This window comes from Candidatus Lokiarchaeota archaeon, assembly GCA_014730275.1.
Taxonomy (GTDB): Archaea; Asgardarchaeota; Thorarchaeia; order Thorarchaeales; family Thorarchaeaceae; genus WJIL01.
This window is the reverse complement of record WJIL01000151.1, coordinates 16140-31424: the sequence shown is the minus strand read 5'-3', so window position 1 is coordinate 31424 and position 15285 is coordinate 16140. Positions and strand designations below refer to the sequence as shown.

Here is a 15285-nt window from a genome sequence, read left to right as displayed (position 1 = left end):
GTGTAGATTCGCGCCGAAATTCCCTGGTTGTTTCCCCTTTCTCATTGAAGATATTGAATGCTTTGACGATTTCATATCAGGTGTTGAAGCGCTAAGCTTGCCCAAATTCGAATATGTCCGATTGACTTTCACCAATCATCCTAGTCTAGCAGATCTTTGCGAAAATCGAGACTACAAGCTGCATCAACGCCTGTACAAAATGAAACTTGAGAATCTGTAGATTAGCTGTCGAATTTAAGGTCAATACCGAATTCCTCTGCGAATCCTAGCAGGCTTTCCACAGTTCTAGCATCAAGCGGAATACCTGATTTCTCTCTTCGTTCTCTTTCCTCGAATTCCTTTTCACCATGTACAAAGATACGGCTCTGTCCCTCTGCTTTCTCCGAATCGTGAAGACGGCTAATCATATCATCCATTCTCTCTTTGAAGCCTTCGAGATCCATGAAGAATGACGGATCAAATGCCATGAAGAAATGACCTACATTGGGATGCTGCGTTTCTCCCTGCTTGGAGAACCGCACATCATCAGCATAATTCGCACTTGAAAGTACACCGCAGAGGATATCTACCATAGTTGCAAATCCATATCCTTTGTGGCCGCCATGCAATTCGCCTTCACCACCAAGCGGGAGAATCCCTCCCTCCCCAGAGCCCCCATACATGTTCTTCAAAACCTCTGAAGCATCATTCGTACTCTTACCAGTTTCATCGGTCGCCCAGCCGTGTGGTATCTTATTGCCTGCCCTGTCATAAACCTGAAGCTTTCCGCTCGGCACTACACTTGTTGCCTGATCCATAACCCACGGTCTGTTATCTGCTGTAGGTACAGCCATTGCGATCGGATTCGTTCCTAGCTTAGCGTTCCTTCCAAATGTGGGCACAACTAACGGCTCTGAGTTTGTCATGGATATCCCAATCAAATCTTCCTCTAACGCCATCATCGCGTAGTAACCTGCGAAACCAAAATGATTTGAATTGAACACCGTTACAATTCCCACGCCTGTATCTTTTGCCTTCTCGATAGCCAGCTTCATACTGTAAACCCCTATATTTTGGCCTAGTCCGTGTTTGCCATCGACTTTAGCCAAGACTGGATTTTCAGCTACTTTTTCTGGTTCAGAGTCAGGAATGATATACCCCTCCCGAATTCCGCCGACATATCTTTTCAGCCGCCCTACTCCGTGTGAGTCGATTCCTCTCAGATTCGACGTCACCAAGTTGTCTGCTACATGAGTTGCGGCGTTTTCGCGGACTCCAAGCTTCATCATTACGCTCTTGACAAAAGCAAATAGGGCCTCATGATCTATCTGTTTCTCGGTCAATATTCATCACACCAATACTCTGTGTGTGTTCCAAGAAAAGGTCTACGATGACTTTCCTATAACAAATATCTAATAGATTACTTAATCATAATATCTTTACTCCAAAAAGCGGGAAAAAACGGCCAATGGATTCTTAACTGAGGAATCATAGGGCTGTAAAGCGTTTTTGAAGAACTTTAAAGAAAGATGAATATGTTGGAGCGTTAATGGATTCTCAGAATGCCTAGAAAAGTACCCATATAGCCTAGGTGTGTTGAGCGAAACATTCAGACTAGTATTCTCCAATAGACTGCCCGTGAACTGACATGGTGGATCTTGAGAAGAATCTGGAGCGGGCTATGAAGCTGCTCGGCAATCAAGAAATGGTCGATGTAACGCGGCTTCTTGATGTGCTCTACACATGCGAAGATCGGACAATCCGGAAGGCGTATCTTCTACGCGGCCCGATGCTACTCATCATATGTGGATTGAGAAGCGATATCCTTGACGGTTTCAAACGCTTCCTCCCCTATGAAGATGAAGACCTCAGGCCATGTGATATTCCCGGTATCGTACCACTCTTTGCATTGATGTCCGCTGAAGCAGGAAGAGCATTGGCACTGAGTGCCTTTCAACATCAAGACGCACATGTTCGAGCTGTTCTCGGTATTGAATCTAAAGATGGTTCGATTCAGAGTATCGCATCTAGACTCAGTCATCTGATGAATCGCTGGACTGAATGGACCGATGTGCTCTTGGATATAGTTGAGAAAGATCCTGCCTCAAACAATTGGCTTCTTGATTGGAGAGAATTCCTGGCTGGTGAGTCAGGTTTCTTCACTATGGCATGGTACAATGGCTTACCGTATGAAAAGCGCCTCACGGCACTTGATAGAATTGTCATTGCATCAGAAGCATTACTGAACTCAGTTCTGTCAAGAGAGCAGCTAAGCACCGAAAGAATTCAGCGGCTTAGAACGTGGTTACGGGACCTTGAGCCGCTTCCACATGTCTTTGGTTATGCAACGGATGCCGCCGAAGGAGGTGTTGTCTAATGCTCGCAAGTGGATCGCTTTTGGAGCCGCGATTATGGCTTGAATCAGCTCCGGATAGAGCATGGATGGCCGGGGCAATTGCGGGCCTGAAAACAAGGAATGACGGTTTTGAGGAATCGTGGGAATGGTCATGCTTCATTGAGGACTTGAAGAGCAGACTGGAAATAAACGGAGTAACAGAACCAGTATGGCCAGGGACTAATGGAATAGAAGGTTCGCACTATGACATCCTTGGTGGATACGCTAGCACTTGTGCTAGGATTGCGAAAGGAGGACTACGTATCCCTCTTCCGATTGGATTGAAAGAAACTGTTCTTGGGTTGTTATCGGGAATTGCATTCTGTGGCCCCGAAGGACACCTCACGATTCCATACGCTAAGCTGGACAGTTTCAACAGGCTTGTCAATATCCGAGGTCCACTTGCGAAGTCAATGGAAGTGATCATGTGACTGAATTAGAAGAAGTTACCGGCATTGGTTCTGCGACCGCGAAGAAACTCCAGAAATCATTCATCACAACAGCCGAATTACTTGCTGTCCAAAATCCGCTAGAACTATCCTCGAAAACTGGAATAGGTGAGGGAATAGCACATAATATCGTGAGCAATGCTCGAGGCTTGGTCGGAGGATATGATTTCATATCAGGCCTGGAATTTGAAGAACAGATGAAAAAGGCTCATCGATTACGAACAGGTCTGCCTGAACTTGACAAGCTCCTGAGAGGCGGGTTAATTGAAAGTTCAATCGTCGAGATTTTCGGGCCCGCTCGAGGAGGAAAGACACAATGGTGCGGCCATTTGGCCACTCGGGTTCAGCTTCCGTTCGAGAAAGGTGGACTTGAAGGTGGTGTACTCTGGCTAGATACAGAGTCTTCATTCAATCCCGCAGTTATCAGAGCCAATGCATCGAGATGGGGCCTAGATCCTGAAATGGCACTCGGAAACATAAGACGGGCTGAAGTCGTTGTGACAGGTCAAATAGAATCGCTTTTTGAAACCATTCCCAAACTCTGCGCAGAGCAGAACAACAAACTGGTTGTGGTAGATTCTCTCTCAGGTCTGTATCGGGTGGAGTTCTCTGGTATTAGTACCTTGGCTGTTAGACAGGCCAAGCTCAATAAACTTCTGAATAAGATGAGACGGGCAGGAAAAGCAACCAAGACGATTTTTCTTTACACCAACCAGGCAACAACTGCCATGCTTCCAGGTGGTGGAGGATACACCAAAGCTGTCGGCGGTCATATTCTTGCTCATGGGTCGGATTATCGTTTCAATGCAACTGCCAAGAGTGATGATACAAGACACTTGAAGCTGAAGGATAATGCCTCCGTTCCGGAGTTCAAGGTGGCACTCAAGCTTGGTTGGGGCGGCTTCTATTCGGATGCAAGTGCGAAGGGAGATACTGAACCTGAGGTACTAGACTACATGGAAAAAGCAGGTCTGAACACAGACATAGATGCTAGTGGAGACGGAGAAGAATGATGACAGAGAACCAGAAGATATTCAGGATTTATACATGTCCCGGTTGTAGAAACATTGGTTACGTACGAGTAGCGGACAAAGAAGAAGAATGCCATTGCAGTCTTTGTGGTGCTCTGATTGTACAAGATGACTCAGCTCTTTATGCAGAGAACCCAGAAGAGGCCAGAGAGCTTGTCGCCAGCGTATCTATGACTTCTGCCAGTGAAGAAACGCAGGTGATACGAGGATTGGGGAAAAGAAGACGCATCCTTCGGATGATTCGTGCTCTTCAGGACTTGCGTCGCAGTCGACCGGTCCCATTACAAGATGTTATGGAAGAATGCGAATATGCTGGAATCAGAGAAGAAACAGCACGCAAATTCATTGATGTCCTGATCGAGCAGGAATTGGTGAAACAGCTACCTGAGGGACTCGTTGCACGCAGGGGTGATGATTAGATGCCACCTTCATCTACTGTTCCTGTCTCTAGGCTGAATACAGAGTTACCCGGAGGTGCAGCCATAAACCTAGCCAACCTGCTCCTTCGCAACTCTGACCGAAGAGTCACAACCGTGCAAGTAAGCAAGCATGTGGAAGCAGATCCAGAAGTATATGTGGTAACTCGAGTTAACTGGGCACACAAGGGAAGCAGTGAGCCTTTGCTTGTCAAATTACCTTCCTTGCTTTCTGTTCTGGAGACTCTCCGTGGTTCTAGATCGGTTCCCGAGCGAGTGGATTTAGAATCAGAAAAGGGGCTGGTTGTATACATTCCTACAGGGTTTCATATCTCAGAATTATCGAGCAATAGGAAGCGGGCTGTCAAGTATCTGCTTGGATTAGCTGAAGAAACAGTGGCCATTTTCCAGGATACGAAAGAAACAGTCGAACGCTGGTTCTGGAAAGCAGCCCGTCAACGAGGCTTCGGACCAAAAATCGTTGAGAGAATAGCCGCAAAGGAACCGGGCTACTACACACCTGACCGGGCTAACCGATTCCAGGACTTGCTCAGACGTTACTTCAGTGTGAAATTCACAATTCATCATAGCCAAGGGTGCCTCCAGGTGGAGCGAGAAAAATGAGTCTGTCATCTTCGAATCCGTTGGATCATTTTCCCTACCAACCGAGGCCAAATCAGGAAAAGGCTGTTACTCACTCTGCAGATGTTTTCAACGGCAAGAAAATTGGACTATTATCCGCTGGCTGTGGCGTTGGTAAGACCATTGCTGTGCTTGCCGGTTGGTTCACAGCAAGAGAAAAGGATCCCTCAGCTCGATTATTGATTCTCACTAGAACCCATTCTCAATCAGAAGTTTTTGAATCGGAGCTTGAGCAGATTCGAAGGAAGAATCTGGAGGATACAGGCTCAAGTCCAGTAACATCAACGAGCATGGTTGCAAGGGCTCATATGTGCCCCCTTCGTCATCGGTTAGATATCGACCTCAAACAAGGTTTCTTGAAATCTTGTGCTGAAGCTATCAAAACTGGAAAGTGCTCATATTACTGGAGTTTCTACAAAGGGGGAAAGGGTGATGCCCCCCGGATTCGGCCAGAGTCAGTTGAGATGGTCGATAGCCTTCTGGACAATGCTGTTGTCACACGAGCATTGATTGAAGAGGAGGCTGAAGCGTCCGGTTGTTGCCCATATGAAATAATGCGATGGTGTTCGAAGTCTAGCAAGGTGCTTATCGGCTCCTATGGTTACTTGTTCAACCATCGAGCTAGAAACGCGCTGCTGAGTACATTATCTGTTGATTTGAATGAGTTAGACCTACTTGTTGACGAAGCCCATAATCTACCTTCCTTTGTACTTGGCTCCGAAGGGTCCCTTCTGACAGGGAAGGACATTGAAGTTCTTCTAGAGCAGCTACCTCAACTTGAGAAAGAGCTAGTTGTATCCTGGGCTGGGGAAAGTGTAGAGTTTCTCTTCGAGAGTATGATGACCCACTTGGATGCAATCCAAGGAAATGAAAAGGAGCTTCCAGCCTACGAAGTGTTTCCACGATTTGTAGTCCCAGGAGAGCTTGAAGCCCTAGTGAGAGGGGGTCAGTTTGAATCATTGTCGACGAAACTCGAAAGCAAGCTTGATCAGCTCCTTGATTTCCTGTTTAATGCCTACCGCGCAGTCAACAGCGATTCTTGGCATATCACGCTTGAGCTCCTCAACCCACACTGGGAGGTAACTCGTTCAAATGCAGTACTAGCGATACGGCCCTTGAATTCGGCCGGTCTGATAGCACCTGTGCTTGCTGGTGCAAGATCCGCCTTGCTAATGTCGGGAACAATGAGACCTTCCGAGCATTACGCTAGGCTTCTTGGCATAACCAATCCAGCTGTAGCAGAAATTGACAGCCCATTTCCAAAAGATTCCCGCATCGTACTGGTTGACAAGACAGTGACTACGAAGTACACCGCACGAAATGAATCCCTTTGGCGAAATATAGCCACGAGAATTGAGACCGCCCTTGAGTCAGTCCCAGCTGACAAGAGTGCCCTCGTTGCTTTTCCCAGCTACAAGATAATGAATCATGTCTTGAGTTATGGTATCAACAACAAGTATCGTGGGCAAATAACGGAAGAACGCGGTGTCCGCATTGAGTCAGTTTTGGAGGCCCTTCTTGACCGTCCGCAGACTATTTTCTCAGTATATGCAGGCAGGCTCAGCGAAGGAGTGGATCTCGTACAGGATGGGTCATCCTTACTCAATCTAATAATTGGTGTAGGCGTACCTTTTTCGCCACCCACATCCTACAACATGGCCTTGCAGGAGTTCTACGATCACCGATTTGGTACAGGAAAAGGATACTACTACTCGTTAGTTTTGCCTGCAATTCGTAGAGTCGCTCAGCTTATTGGGAGACTTCGAAGAAGCCCGAAGGACCGGGGATTATGCATTCTCTTAGATAACCGTTTCATCAAGTATTCGCGAGTTCTGGGCAGCGATGCTATAGCTGATATGTGGCCATATGACAGCCTTAGTGAGTTGAGGGCGGCTATCGATATGTTTGTTGCGGGAGGGAGAGACCAATGAGTCGGTTTAGTAGTTTGGCCTGGCTTCTTTGCGCAGCTGTTCTTGCTGCTTGGTCACTTCGCCTTATCTTCACACCTTCATTGCTGGTTACGATCGAGTCTCTTATGGGCATAATCGTGATTTTGGTAGTTATTGCCCTCGTGCGAACGAGGTTGGATCCCGCACAAGTCTACGTTGACAGGAACAAGGAAATTGTTGCGAGAGTTGGATTGTTCAGAGTTGAGCTTTTTGCCGCTCGGCTTCTGGCACATGTGCCTCTCGGTATTGATCTCTCTCATTCAGCCACTACTGTGTTAGCAGCTATGAGTGAAAGATACGAGCGGTCATCTGGCGGAAAGCTAAGTTTCTTTGTGTGGAGACCTTTGACAAACGATTCAACTTCTATCGGCATGATGGTAAGCAGGGAATCGTGGTCTATTCCAGGCCTCCTACGAATGAAGAAGCTTACAGAGGAGATCCTAGAGGATGCCTTTGTTCTGGAAGGAGCAATGAGAGCTGCCTATCCACATCTCCGTGTTGCTGAGGCACCCGTGGGCCTGACAAAGTCTATTCTTCGCGGAGGTCTGATGCAATGAATATTCCAGGCATGGACTCGATTCAGATTCCCTTGGGTCTTTCATCCACTGATGTGAAGGAGGCGCTAGAAGGCGGTCATGGCTACGATTTTTTCCTGTTGGTCAAGTCTCCGACGCGGATTGAAATAGGCATTCCAGGCAAAAGCGGATTACCACAACTGGCCATAATTGGAAATCGACTGGCTGTTGAACATACATCATCTAGCTTGATCAGGGAAACACTCTCGGCATTGCATGGATTGTATTCAGGAGGTGAGGCGAGTGACTGATCGTCATGTGTTTGGCAGTCTTCCGCAAAGAGATCCAATGGACGAAATGAAAGAATCTCGTTGGACAGTTTCCAAGAGCTCAAAGGCTCGCTGGAGAACAAGAGGACTTGCTTCATCGTGGCTATCATCGCTCGTGATTTCGGCCCTTGCCATCACGGCGGTATTCTACCTTCCTCAAATTGTCGGTGTGCTAAGTGCGGGTATGTTGCTTCTTCTTCTTGGCGCCCCTGTTATAACTGCTAGATACTCAAACAAACTAGCTGACGAATGGGAAAAGGACGAATCTACTGATTCCCTTGTTGCTGATGAACGGGAACTGGTGAGAACCGCCAGTGAGCAATACATGATTGCCTTGTCTCTAGAGGATGGTCCGCCTGAGTTTCTGGGTGACTTGGGCCGTCTTATCCGTGCTCTTCCCATGAACTTGGGATTCTGTCTCATTGTATCTCTTGAGAAATGCGAGTCTTCTGTTCTTTATGATAATGACTTGCTGGACGATTCTTCTGAATGGATAGTCAATTCTCTGAGCCCCGAGGGGCTGGAATCTTTCTTACTGAATCAGGCAGGTCTATGGGAAACCTCGGTTTCGATAGCCGCCCAGTTACCAGATAGGAACGGGCAAGGAGCTTTTGAAAGTGCTATTCACGGTGCCTTGCCTGCAAAAGGATGGGAACGATTCTCAGTTCAACAGCTGATGACGCTCATTTTGAATCGGTCCTTTGCCAGTCAAGATCCACGTTTCTATGCTCTAGGCAATGAACTGACAAAATGGCTCATCCAGCTGAAAAGCGAACTGGCTTCCGAAGTAGGTTCCAACGTGCCGGGTGAATTTGTAAGCCCGATACGTGAGGCGAAATACGACCTTGCTCTAGGACACAGTATCAATCCTGAGACTATGCTAGAGGGACCACCTGTTGGATTGGTAAAGAATGACCTCAAGAATGGCCTTCTTATCTGCGGTGGGAATCGAAATGAGCGGGTAGGGGTTCTTGCTAATCTAGTTGAAGAACTCTTGAATTCCGGAAAGCATGTTATGCTCCTAAGCACAGATACACAGATGTTGGACCTAGCGAGTCTTCATCACTCAGGAATCCCGCTCCAGCTTGCTGATGATTTGATTTTGAATCCGGTTAATTCGGATGGCATGAATTCACTTCGCTATGTTTCTAAACTAAAGAAAGCACTTGAAATCCTGAACGGTCGAGCATTTGGCGCAGCCACAGACTTCGAGCTCGCATTGCAGCGAGCAGTATCCGTACCTGATGCCACCCTGGCTGATGTTACACTCAATGATGACACACCCGTTGTGGCCGAAGAGGGTGGTTCTTCGAAGCAGTCAACGAGTGATCCTTCAAGGGACACACTCAGGGGTATGGAAGTGATACGTGTTCTTCGGGACGGCGTTGGTGCTCGTGCTTTCTACGGTAAACAAACGGTGCCAATGAGCTCGCTTGCGGAGAATCCTTTGGCAGTTATTACGGTCGAATTAGGAAGCCCTGAGCTTGACATTTTCGCTTGGGACCTGTTATCGATGAAACTCAGTGGAATAGCGCCGGATAATGAACTTGTAGTCATATTGGATTCTCCTCAGAATCTGTTGGCAATGAATAGTCGATATCCCGATAGATCAAAATGGGTACATGATATCGTCAGCAATCTTCTACGACTTGATGGTCTGATTATCTCCGTAGATGGCCCCTCTAATCTGGATAGTGAGGTTCTGAATCAGCTGGGGAGTTCGATTTGTTTACGTCTCAGGGATTCGCGTGATGTTGCAGTTGCTAATGATATTCTCAAGCTTACAGTTGTGGGACATGGTATTCATTCCAAATCGCGTAGATCAAGTAGAGAGACATCCTTTGTTCGAACACTTGACTCGGATATGGCAATCTTATCGCATCAAGCAGAGGAGCTGTCTTATCCGATCCAGTTGAATACGTCGCCTACTCTAGACCCGCTTACTGGAAACCAGATACGGGAACGGTTGAAACTACTCCAGCGCTATGAAGAGCCCGAACCTACGTCACAAAGCTTGTTGGCTCACGCTGTCAGAGAGAACAAGGAACTAGCGGCACGAATCCTTGAACTGCTTGATAGATACGAACCTTTGACCGAGAAGGCCATTCAGAGTTTTCTGAATCAAGAGTCGCTCTCCACAGCTGATATGACTCAAATACTCTATAGGCTGGAAAAAGCAAGCCTGATTCTTCGAGGACATGAAAGCCATAGCGGTGTGGACTACAGAAACTACCGGTTGACTCTGAAAGGCCGAATGGCTCTGAGACAATTTTCTGAGGAGGTCTCGCAATCACAATGACCCTTGCGCAAGAATCGGTAATGGCTTGGCTTCGTGATGCGGGATTAGAACCCAGAGAGCTACAACAGAAGGCCATAGACGCAGGATTGCTTGAAGGAACGAATATGATGATTAGCAGTCCGACAGGATCAGGCAAGACCCTCATTGGTGAGATGGCCGCTCTTCGGGCTGTATCTAATGGACAGAAAGCTATTTTCATGGTACCTCTCCGGTCGCTTGCACTACAAGTTGGAAAAACAATCAAGGAACGTTACGCTAGTCGAGGTTTGAATGTAGAGATAAGCACCTCCGATTTCGAAACAAGTGGTAGTACACTGGAGTCCTGTGATGTTCTTGTTGCAACATACGAACGAACCGATTCATTACTTCGACACAAAGCTGCATGGTTATCAGATATCGGCACCGTGGTTGTTGATGAGATTCAGAATATCTCAGATTCAATGCGAGGGGGTCGGCTTGAAGGTACACTCATGCGATTGCGAAAGGCATTCTCTGATGTTCAGTTCGTTATTCTTAGTGCCACAGTTGGTCAACCCAACATACTAGCTGATTGGTTGGACTGTAAACTCGTGCAGTCCAATCATCGACCTGTTCCCTTGGTAACTAGAGTCCTGAAAACTAGTGAACCAGAAAAAACCGTTCGAGACCTTGTGATGAATAGTATCCAAAAAAGCGGTCAAGTTGTGGTTTTCAACAGAACTAGACGAGAGGCTGTAGCAGCAGCTCAGCGACTCGGACCACACGTACAGAGACAACTGCGTCATTCAGAAAAAGAAAGTCTTGCCAATGAAGTAAGTTCTCTTGAAAATTGGAGTGCCTCTTTGCCTAGGGATTTGGTCTCTCTTATTCACAGCGGACTAGCATATCACCATGCCGGCTTAGATTTTGAGTCTCGGCATCTTGTTGAACGGCTATTCAAACGAGGTATTCTGAAGGCGATTTCAGCAACAACAACTCTTGCTTCAGGTATGAATCTGCCGGCTCGAACTGTCGTTCTTACATCAATTGCCTCTCCTGCTGATTACAAAGAAATCCTTTCCGCAAACGAAATTCATCAGATGCTCGGAAGAGCTGGTCGCCCAGGCTATGACAAAGAGGGGTTCGGTATCATAATAACTCGAAGTGAAGGTGAAAGACAAACCGCTCTTGATGCCTATTTTCATCGTATTCAAGATCCTGAGAATGACGAGCACGAAAGAATGCCGAGATTCAACCCCGTTCGCAGCAGCCTTTCTACTAATCTAGCAGAACAAGTGCTTGTAGCTATCGATTTCCTTGGAGGTGCTGCAGTTTCGGATCTCGAAAATACATTCTTTGCTCAATCATATCTTGTTCACAATCACGTAAGGAATCCAAAATCTCCGGTCCGACCTCTGGTTCTATCCGAGCTAACAGCACAAGCTGCTATTGAAAAACACGCTATGTCTGAGACCGTTCATGCGGCAATGCAAGGTGTTCTTGCCAGCACCGAAATACGGGAAGAATCTGAACAGACACTAGGCGGCCTAATCCAACCCCGTAGTGGCGGTGGATACACATGTCGATTCTCTATCAGGCCGCAGAAAAGTGGAGTTATGGAGGGACCCATGTGCTCCTGTGGAAGGCCTATTTCAGATGAAGGCATACTCTGCCCCCATCTTGTTGCTTTGGGGATTACAGCCTCAAAATTGGCGCAATCGAAAGCTGATTTCATTATCCCTCTCGCATTGGGAGAGACGAGTCCGGTGGCGACTCTCAGCAAGCTTGGTCTTATTGAAGCTGGCTCTGATAACCGACTCAAGCTAACAGCTCTTGGGAGCGTTGTCTGCAAGCTGTATCTTCGTATACCTACTGTTAGAGAACTCCTTGCTTTGCTTCCAACGGTTGAAACATCGCAGGAGATGCTAGACCTACTGGGTCATATCATCATGCTAGAAAGTGGGAGAAACTTAGGTGAGTCGGCATCCCGGGTTGCAGCTGAACTGATCTTAACTTCTGATACATGTGAAACCATCTCAGCAAGGAATGATATTGACGTAGGCGATGTTAGACTCGTTCTGGAAATGCTTGATTGGGTCCTTATCTCTATTTCAACCATTGCTGAGATTTCCAATCTGAAGACTGTAGGAAATGGGATTCACAGAATGCTCAATGAATTACACTCGAATCGTTATGAGGGTGAAAAAAATGTCAACAAGCAGTGAGAAAAAATCGACACAACTATCTCAAAACAGAGAAACCATCAATGAAAATGAGAAAGAAGAGAAGAAATCGCAGATAGAGGACCTGCTTGCCTTTCTCAGAGAAAAAGAGCATGTCGCAAAAGCATATCCTGAAATCGGGCTTGTTGTGGGAGTGTGCTTTAAGAAAATTTCCAACACTAGGAGCGTACATGTTTCTTTGACCAATGTTTTGGATCTCAATTCTTGTGACCTTCCAAAAATGGCCATGCAGAAAGAGATTCTAGAATACGCTAACAGGGATTTGAAAGAGATTTTCGAGGATCTGGAGCTCGATGAACGAATGGAATCGAAGGCAATCACAACACCATTTGGTACTGCAGAATTCGAGGTGCTGAAATCTACTAAATCCTCGGAAAAATACAGCTTGGTTCGCGAGACAAGGATGAACTATGTCGTCAGTTCCGAGATTCTTGAAAAGGAATCGTATTCTTGGTTCTGTGAGCCTAAACATGTTCTGAATCTCCAGGACTTTAGTCTTTCTAGAAGAAGTGACGTAATCGCAAAGATGCCTGCTATTCGGAGCGCAGTGAGCACCGCGAAATGGGATTCTCTCGAAGACGGTTTTACGAAAGGTTGGACAGCTTTCCTGACCGCTCTTGTTGGGCTTGCTGGTCTAACAGGCACGCTATACAGTCTATTTGTCGGTGGTTTGGGATGGATTCCTGCTGTTATACTGGCTTCTATCGGTGGTGTGCTTGCCATTTGGAATGGTGTGACTGCCAGAAAGAAGATAGAGTCTTTCGGGCAGAGACTAGCAAAAGAAGAGGAGAAGATGTCTGAAATAGGTGATTTTTCTCGTACTAAGAAGCAGCTTAGGGAGAAAGCTGATACTTTCGAGAAAATCAAAAGCATCAATTTCGTGACATCAACGCTTGCCTCGAAAGTAATTGAAAATCTGAAGAACTCAAGAATCAAGAACGCCGCTGAAGTGAGTGGTGTCATAATTGAAGAATGTGCTACAAGATCTTCAACTAAGCGCTCTTCAGTTCCAGACGATGGTCTCGCTCTATTCCTTGGACTGTTTGAGGAGTTTGAAGCTAATCTTTCGGATGATGAGTATGAGGATCTGGCTATTTCATATGCAGGTCTATCTGGGGAGGTTTCAGATGAGCGAGATGCCCTGATTAGCTATATGGGCGATTTATATCCCGCTTTGTCAAAAGCCGGTCTTATTGATCCCGAGCTTGTTGAACGGATTTATGATTCAATGAATTTGCTCGGCGGTGCAGCATATCTAGATGAAGAGATAGAATCTGACATTCCTGAAGAACTAGCAGCAATAAATGTAGAAAACGGCCAAATCATGAATCGGATAAGTGCTGCGGGGATATCGGATGCGGAGAATGAAACGGACCAAGATGAGGAAGATTCCGGTGAAGATGAGCTAGAGGTGACTGGACCGGAAATTGCCGATTCGAGGTTGCGAGGGTCCCCTCTCGAGCGAAGATCGTCAAAGGATGCTAGTGAGGAGGATTCTTGATGAATAGTCCATGTGATCTCAATGGGCTGATTCACATTTCTGGAGAGCCAGCCTCAGGAAAAACGCTTTTCGCAATAGGCTATGCTTCTGAAATGTCCAGAGAAGGAGACGTTTTGTGGGTTAACACAAACGGGAAGATGTCTTTCCTCACGCCTCTGAAGAGAACCATATCGCAGCGAAATGGAAACGCGAAATCTGTTAGAATCTTGACTTCTTTGGGGCATGAGATGATTAGACAGACAATATCGAACATTCCTTCGTTTCTCACTGAAGATACCATACTTGTTGTAATTGATTCGATTACTCGTGTTCTGAATATGGGGCTTCGATCTGAGCCTATGTGGGGGCGAGTACTCTTTGAGGAGATCTTGCCAGCTCTTACAGCAATATCAATGACACACAATACTTCCATCCTTTGCATTAGCGAGTGTAGAGATGTTGGCGGCTCTAAGCGGGCAGTCTACCAAGAAGCAATGAATCGGTTCGCAAATCAGGAAATCAGGATTACGCGAACAAGAAAATCTGGGATTTCAATCGCAGAAATAGAATCCAAGCCTTTGGCGACAATTAGTCTTGAAAAAGAAGGATCCGTTGCGCTTGCTTTAGGAGGTGCTAACTAGTGTTTGGCAAATGGATGGGAAAAGCGGCAGCTAGTCTTCTTGTGGTTGTGATTGCTCTTCTTTTTGGTGCCCGACTACTGGCTTTTCTTGCCATTATTGTTCTCAATGCAAGGACCGGTAACCTGGCACCAATCACAGGCTTAGTGCTCCTAACATTTGGAATCGTGATTATCGATTCCCGTATCGAGTACGATTCCAGACTCACGGCTATTCTAACAGTGGGGGCATGGTTTGTCTCCGTTTACTCAGCAATTGCAATCGGCTTCACAGTTCTTGTCTATGGTAGCATCGCTTCTGTCTTTTCCGCAGGCCTGTTTCTGGCTTCTTGTATGGTCCTTCGAAATCCAGTACATCATAAGCGGAAAATCAACTCGTTCCTTGGTAAAATGCGTACTTCTCTTCAGCATGTTTCAAAACCAGACGTTGAGTTAGATGGGGCTTCAGCTGGGGTTTGGCAGGTGTTTCTTGTTCCCCATACCTACTACCAAATACTGTTGACCCTCATGGAGGAACGCCCACTATTACCAATCTGCTTAGTCCGATTCGAGGAAACTGACGCAATATTCGTCAACTGCAATAAAAACGTAGATTGGCCTTCTCGAATCCAAAAATTGGCAGCGGAATACGGCTTGGATCAACTGATTGAATTGTCTGTAGAATTGAGTCAGTATATCGGTTCTCTCTCGTACTTCGAAAGCTTTAGTGGCATAGCGCCCAAGAATTTTCGAATTGCGCGTAAACCTGAAGTTGTTGCGCGTATTTTGGACAATCCACCTGTTAGAACAACCGTCCTACCTTCCACGACTGGTCCAAAAGTGCTAGTTTGTGAAAATGAGGCGCTAGGTATGGATCTTGATTTTCTCCCGTCAGGAACAGAAGAAGCTGTTGTTTTCGAGAAGGATGCATCAATCATAACTCAGAGTGTGAAAGCAGATGGCAAGACAACTGAGTGAATTTAG

Annotated in this window: 14 protein-coding genes; 13 read left to right on the top strand and 1 reads right to left on the bottom strand. The window is 46.5% G+C overall.

Going from position 1 to position 15285, the window contains the following annotated elements; genetic code table 11:
* Positions 1–221: 221 nt before the first annotated feature.
* The gene (locus tag GF309_16950) at positions 222–1268 is read right to left on the bottom strand and encodes a malate dehydrogenase (GenBank protein ID MBD3160472.1); all 1047 of its coding nucleotides are present in this window, start codon (positions 1266–1268) and stop codon (positions 222–224) included.
* Between the two features lie 359 nt (positions 1269–1627).
* Between GF309_16950 and GF309_16945 the strand changes: the two genes are divergently transcribed.
* Genes GF309_16945 through GF309_16885 form a run of 13 tightly spaced genes read left to right on the top strand, consistent with a single transcriptional unit; the run spans position 1628 to position 15279 of the window.
* Positions 1628–2356, top strand: a complete 729-nt coding sequence (locus tag GF309_16945) for a hypothetical protein (GenBank protein MBD3160471.1) — start codon at positions 1628–1630, stop codon at positions 2354–2356.
* The gene (locus tag GF309_16940; GenBank protein ID MBD3160470.1) at positions 2356–2805 is read left to right on the top strand and encodes a hypothetical protein; all 450 of its coding nucleotides are present in this window, start codon (positions 2356–2358) and stop codon (positions 2803–2805) included. Before GF309_16945 ends, GF309_16940 begins: the two co-directional genes overlap by 1 nt.
* Positions 2802–3836: an AAA family ATPase gene (locus tag GF309_16935; protein ID MBD3160469.1), complete on the top strand. Its 1035-nt coding sequence runs from the start codon at positions 2802–2804 to the stop codon at positions 3834–3836. The genes GF309_16940 and GF309_16935 overlap by 4 nt, the downstream gene beginning before the upstream one ends.
* Complete coding sequence (locus GF309_16930; protein MBD3160468.1) at positions 3833–4273, top strand: hypothetical protein; 441 nt, start codon at positions 3833–3835, stop codon at positions 4271–4273. The genes GF309_16935 and GF309_16930 overlap by 4 nt, the downstream gene beginning before the upstream one ends.
* Positions 4274–4894 (top strand): hypothetical protein, encoded by a 621-nt coding sequence (locus GF309_16925; GenBank protein ID MBD3160467.1) that lies wholly within the window; start codon positions 4274–4276, stop codon positions 4892–4894.
* Positions 4891–6843: a hypothetical protein gene (locus GF309_16920; protein MBD3160466.1), complete on the top strand. Its 1953-nt coding sequence runs from the start codon at positions 4891–4893 to the stop codon at positions 6841–6843. The genes GF309_16925 and GF309_16920 overlap by 4 nt, the downstream gene beginning before the upstream one ends.
* Positions 6840–7418, top strand: a complete 579-nt coding sequence (locus GF309_16915; protein MBD3160465.1) for a hypothetical protein — start codon at positions 6840–6842, stop codon at positions 7416–7418. The genes GF309_16920 and GF309_16915 overlap by 4 nt, the downstream gene beginning before the upstream one ends.
* Entirely contained in the window at positions 7415–7687 is a 273-nt protein-coding gene (locus GF309_16910; GenBank protein MBD3160464.1) for a hypothetical protein, read from the top strand. The genes GF309_16915 and GF309_16910 overlap by 4 nt, the downstream gene beginning before the upstream one ends.
* Positions 7680–10004, top strand: coding sequence for a hypothetical protein (locus tag GF309_16905; protein ID MBD3160463.1), 2325 nt, complete (start codon positions 7680–7682; stop codon positions 10002–10004). The genes GF309_16910 and GF309_16905 overlap by 8 nt, the downstream gene beginning before the upstream one ends.
* Complete coding sequence (locus GF309_16900) at positions 10001–12187, top strand: DEAD/DEAH box helicase (GenBank protein MBD3160462.1); 2187 nt, start codon at positions 10001–10003, stop codon at positions 12185–12187. The genes GF309_16905 and GF309_16900 overlap by 4 nt, the downstream gene beginning before the upstream one ends.
* Positions 12171–13706, top strand: coding sequence for a hypothetical protein (locus GF309_16895; GenBank protein MBD3160461.1), 1536 nt, complete (start codon positions 12171–12173; stop codon positions 13704–13706). The genes GF309_16900 and GF309_16895 overlap by 17 nt, the downstream gene beginning before the upstream one ends.
* The gene (locus GF309_16890; protein MBD3160460.1) at positions 13706–14326 is read left to right on the top strand and encodes a hypothetical protein; all 621 of its coding nucleotides are present in this window, start codon (positions 13706–13708) and stop codon (positions 14324–14326) included. The genes GF309_16895 and GF309_16890 overlap by 1 nt, the downstream gene beginning before the upstream one ends.
* A complete protein-coding gene (locus GF309_16885) occupies positions 14326–15279 on the top strand; it encodes a hypothetical protein (protein MBD3160459.1) in 954 nt (317 codons plus the stop codon). Before GF309_16890 ends, GF309_16885 begins: the two co-directional genes overlap by 1 nt.
* The last annotated feature ends 6 nt before the right edge of the window (positions 15280–15285 follow it).

What these genes read in the sequence shown, in the direction of transcription:
- GF309_16950 (MBD3160472.1), bottom strand. Translation starts at nt 1,268, where the DNA reads ATGATGAAGCTTGGAGTCCGCGAAAACGCCGCAACTCATGTAGCAGAC.
- GF309_16945 (MBD3160471.1), top strand. Translation starts at nt 1,628, where the DNA reads ATGGTGGATCTTGAGAAGAATCTGGAGCGGGCTATGAAGCTGCTCGGC.
- GF309_16940 (MBD3160470.1), top strand. Translation starts at nt 2,356, where the DNA reads ATGCTCGCAAGTGGATCGCTTTTGGAGCCGCGATTATGGCTTGAATCA.
- GF309_16930 (MBD3160468.1), top strand. Translation starts at nt 3,833, where the DNA reads ATGATGACAGAGAACCAGAAGATATTCAGGATTTATACATGTCCCGGT.
- GF309_16925 (MBD3160467.1), top strand. Translation starts at nt 4,274, where the DNA reads ATGCCACCTTCATCTACTGTTCCTGTCTCTAGGCTGAATACAGAGTTA.
- GF309_16920 (MBD3160466.1), top strand. Translation starts at nt 4,891, where the DNA reads ATGAGTCTGTCATCTTCGAATCCGTTGGATCATTTTCCCTACCAACCG.
- GF309_16915 (MBD3160465.1), top strand. Translation starts at nt 6,840, where the DNA reads ATGAGTCGGTTTAGTAGTTTGGCCTGGCTTCTTTGCGCAGCTGTTCTT.
- GF309_16910 (MBD3160464.1), top strand. Translation starts at nt 7,415, where the DNA reads ATGAATATTCCAGGCATGGACTCGATTCAGATTCCCTTGGGTCTTTCA.
- GF309_16900 (MBD3160462.1), top strand. Translation starts at nt 10,001, where the DNA reads ATGACCCTTGCGCAAGAATCGGTAATGGCTTGGCTTCGTGATGCGGGA.
- GF309_16895 (MBD3160461.1), top strand. Translation starts at nt 12,171, where the DNA reads ATGTCAACAAGCAGTGAGAAAAAATCGACACAACTATCTCAAAACAGA.
- GF309_16890 (MBD3160460.1), top strand. Translation starts at nt 13,706, where the DNA reads ATGAATAGTCCATGTGATCTCAATGGGCTGATTCACATTTCTGGAGAG.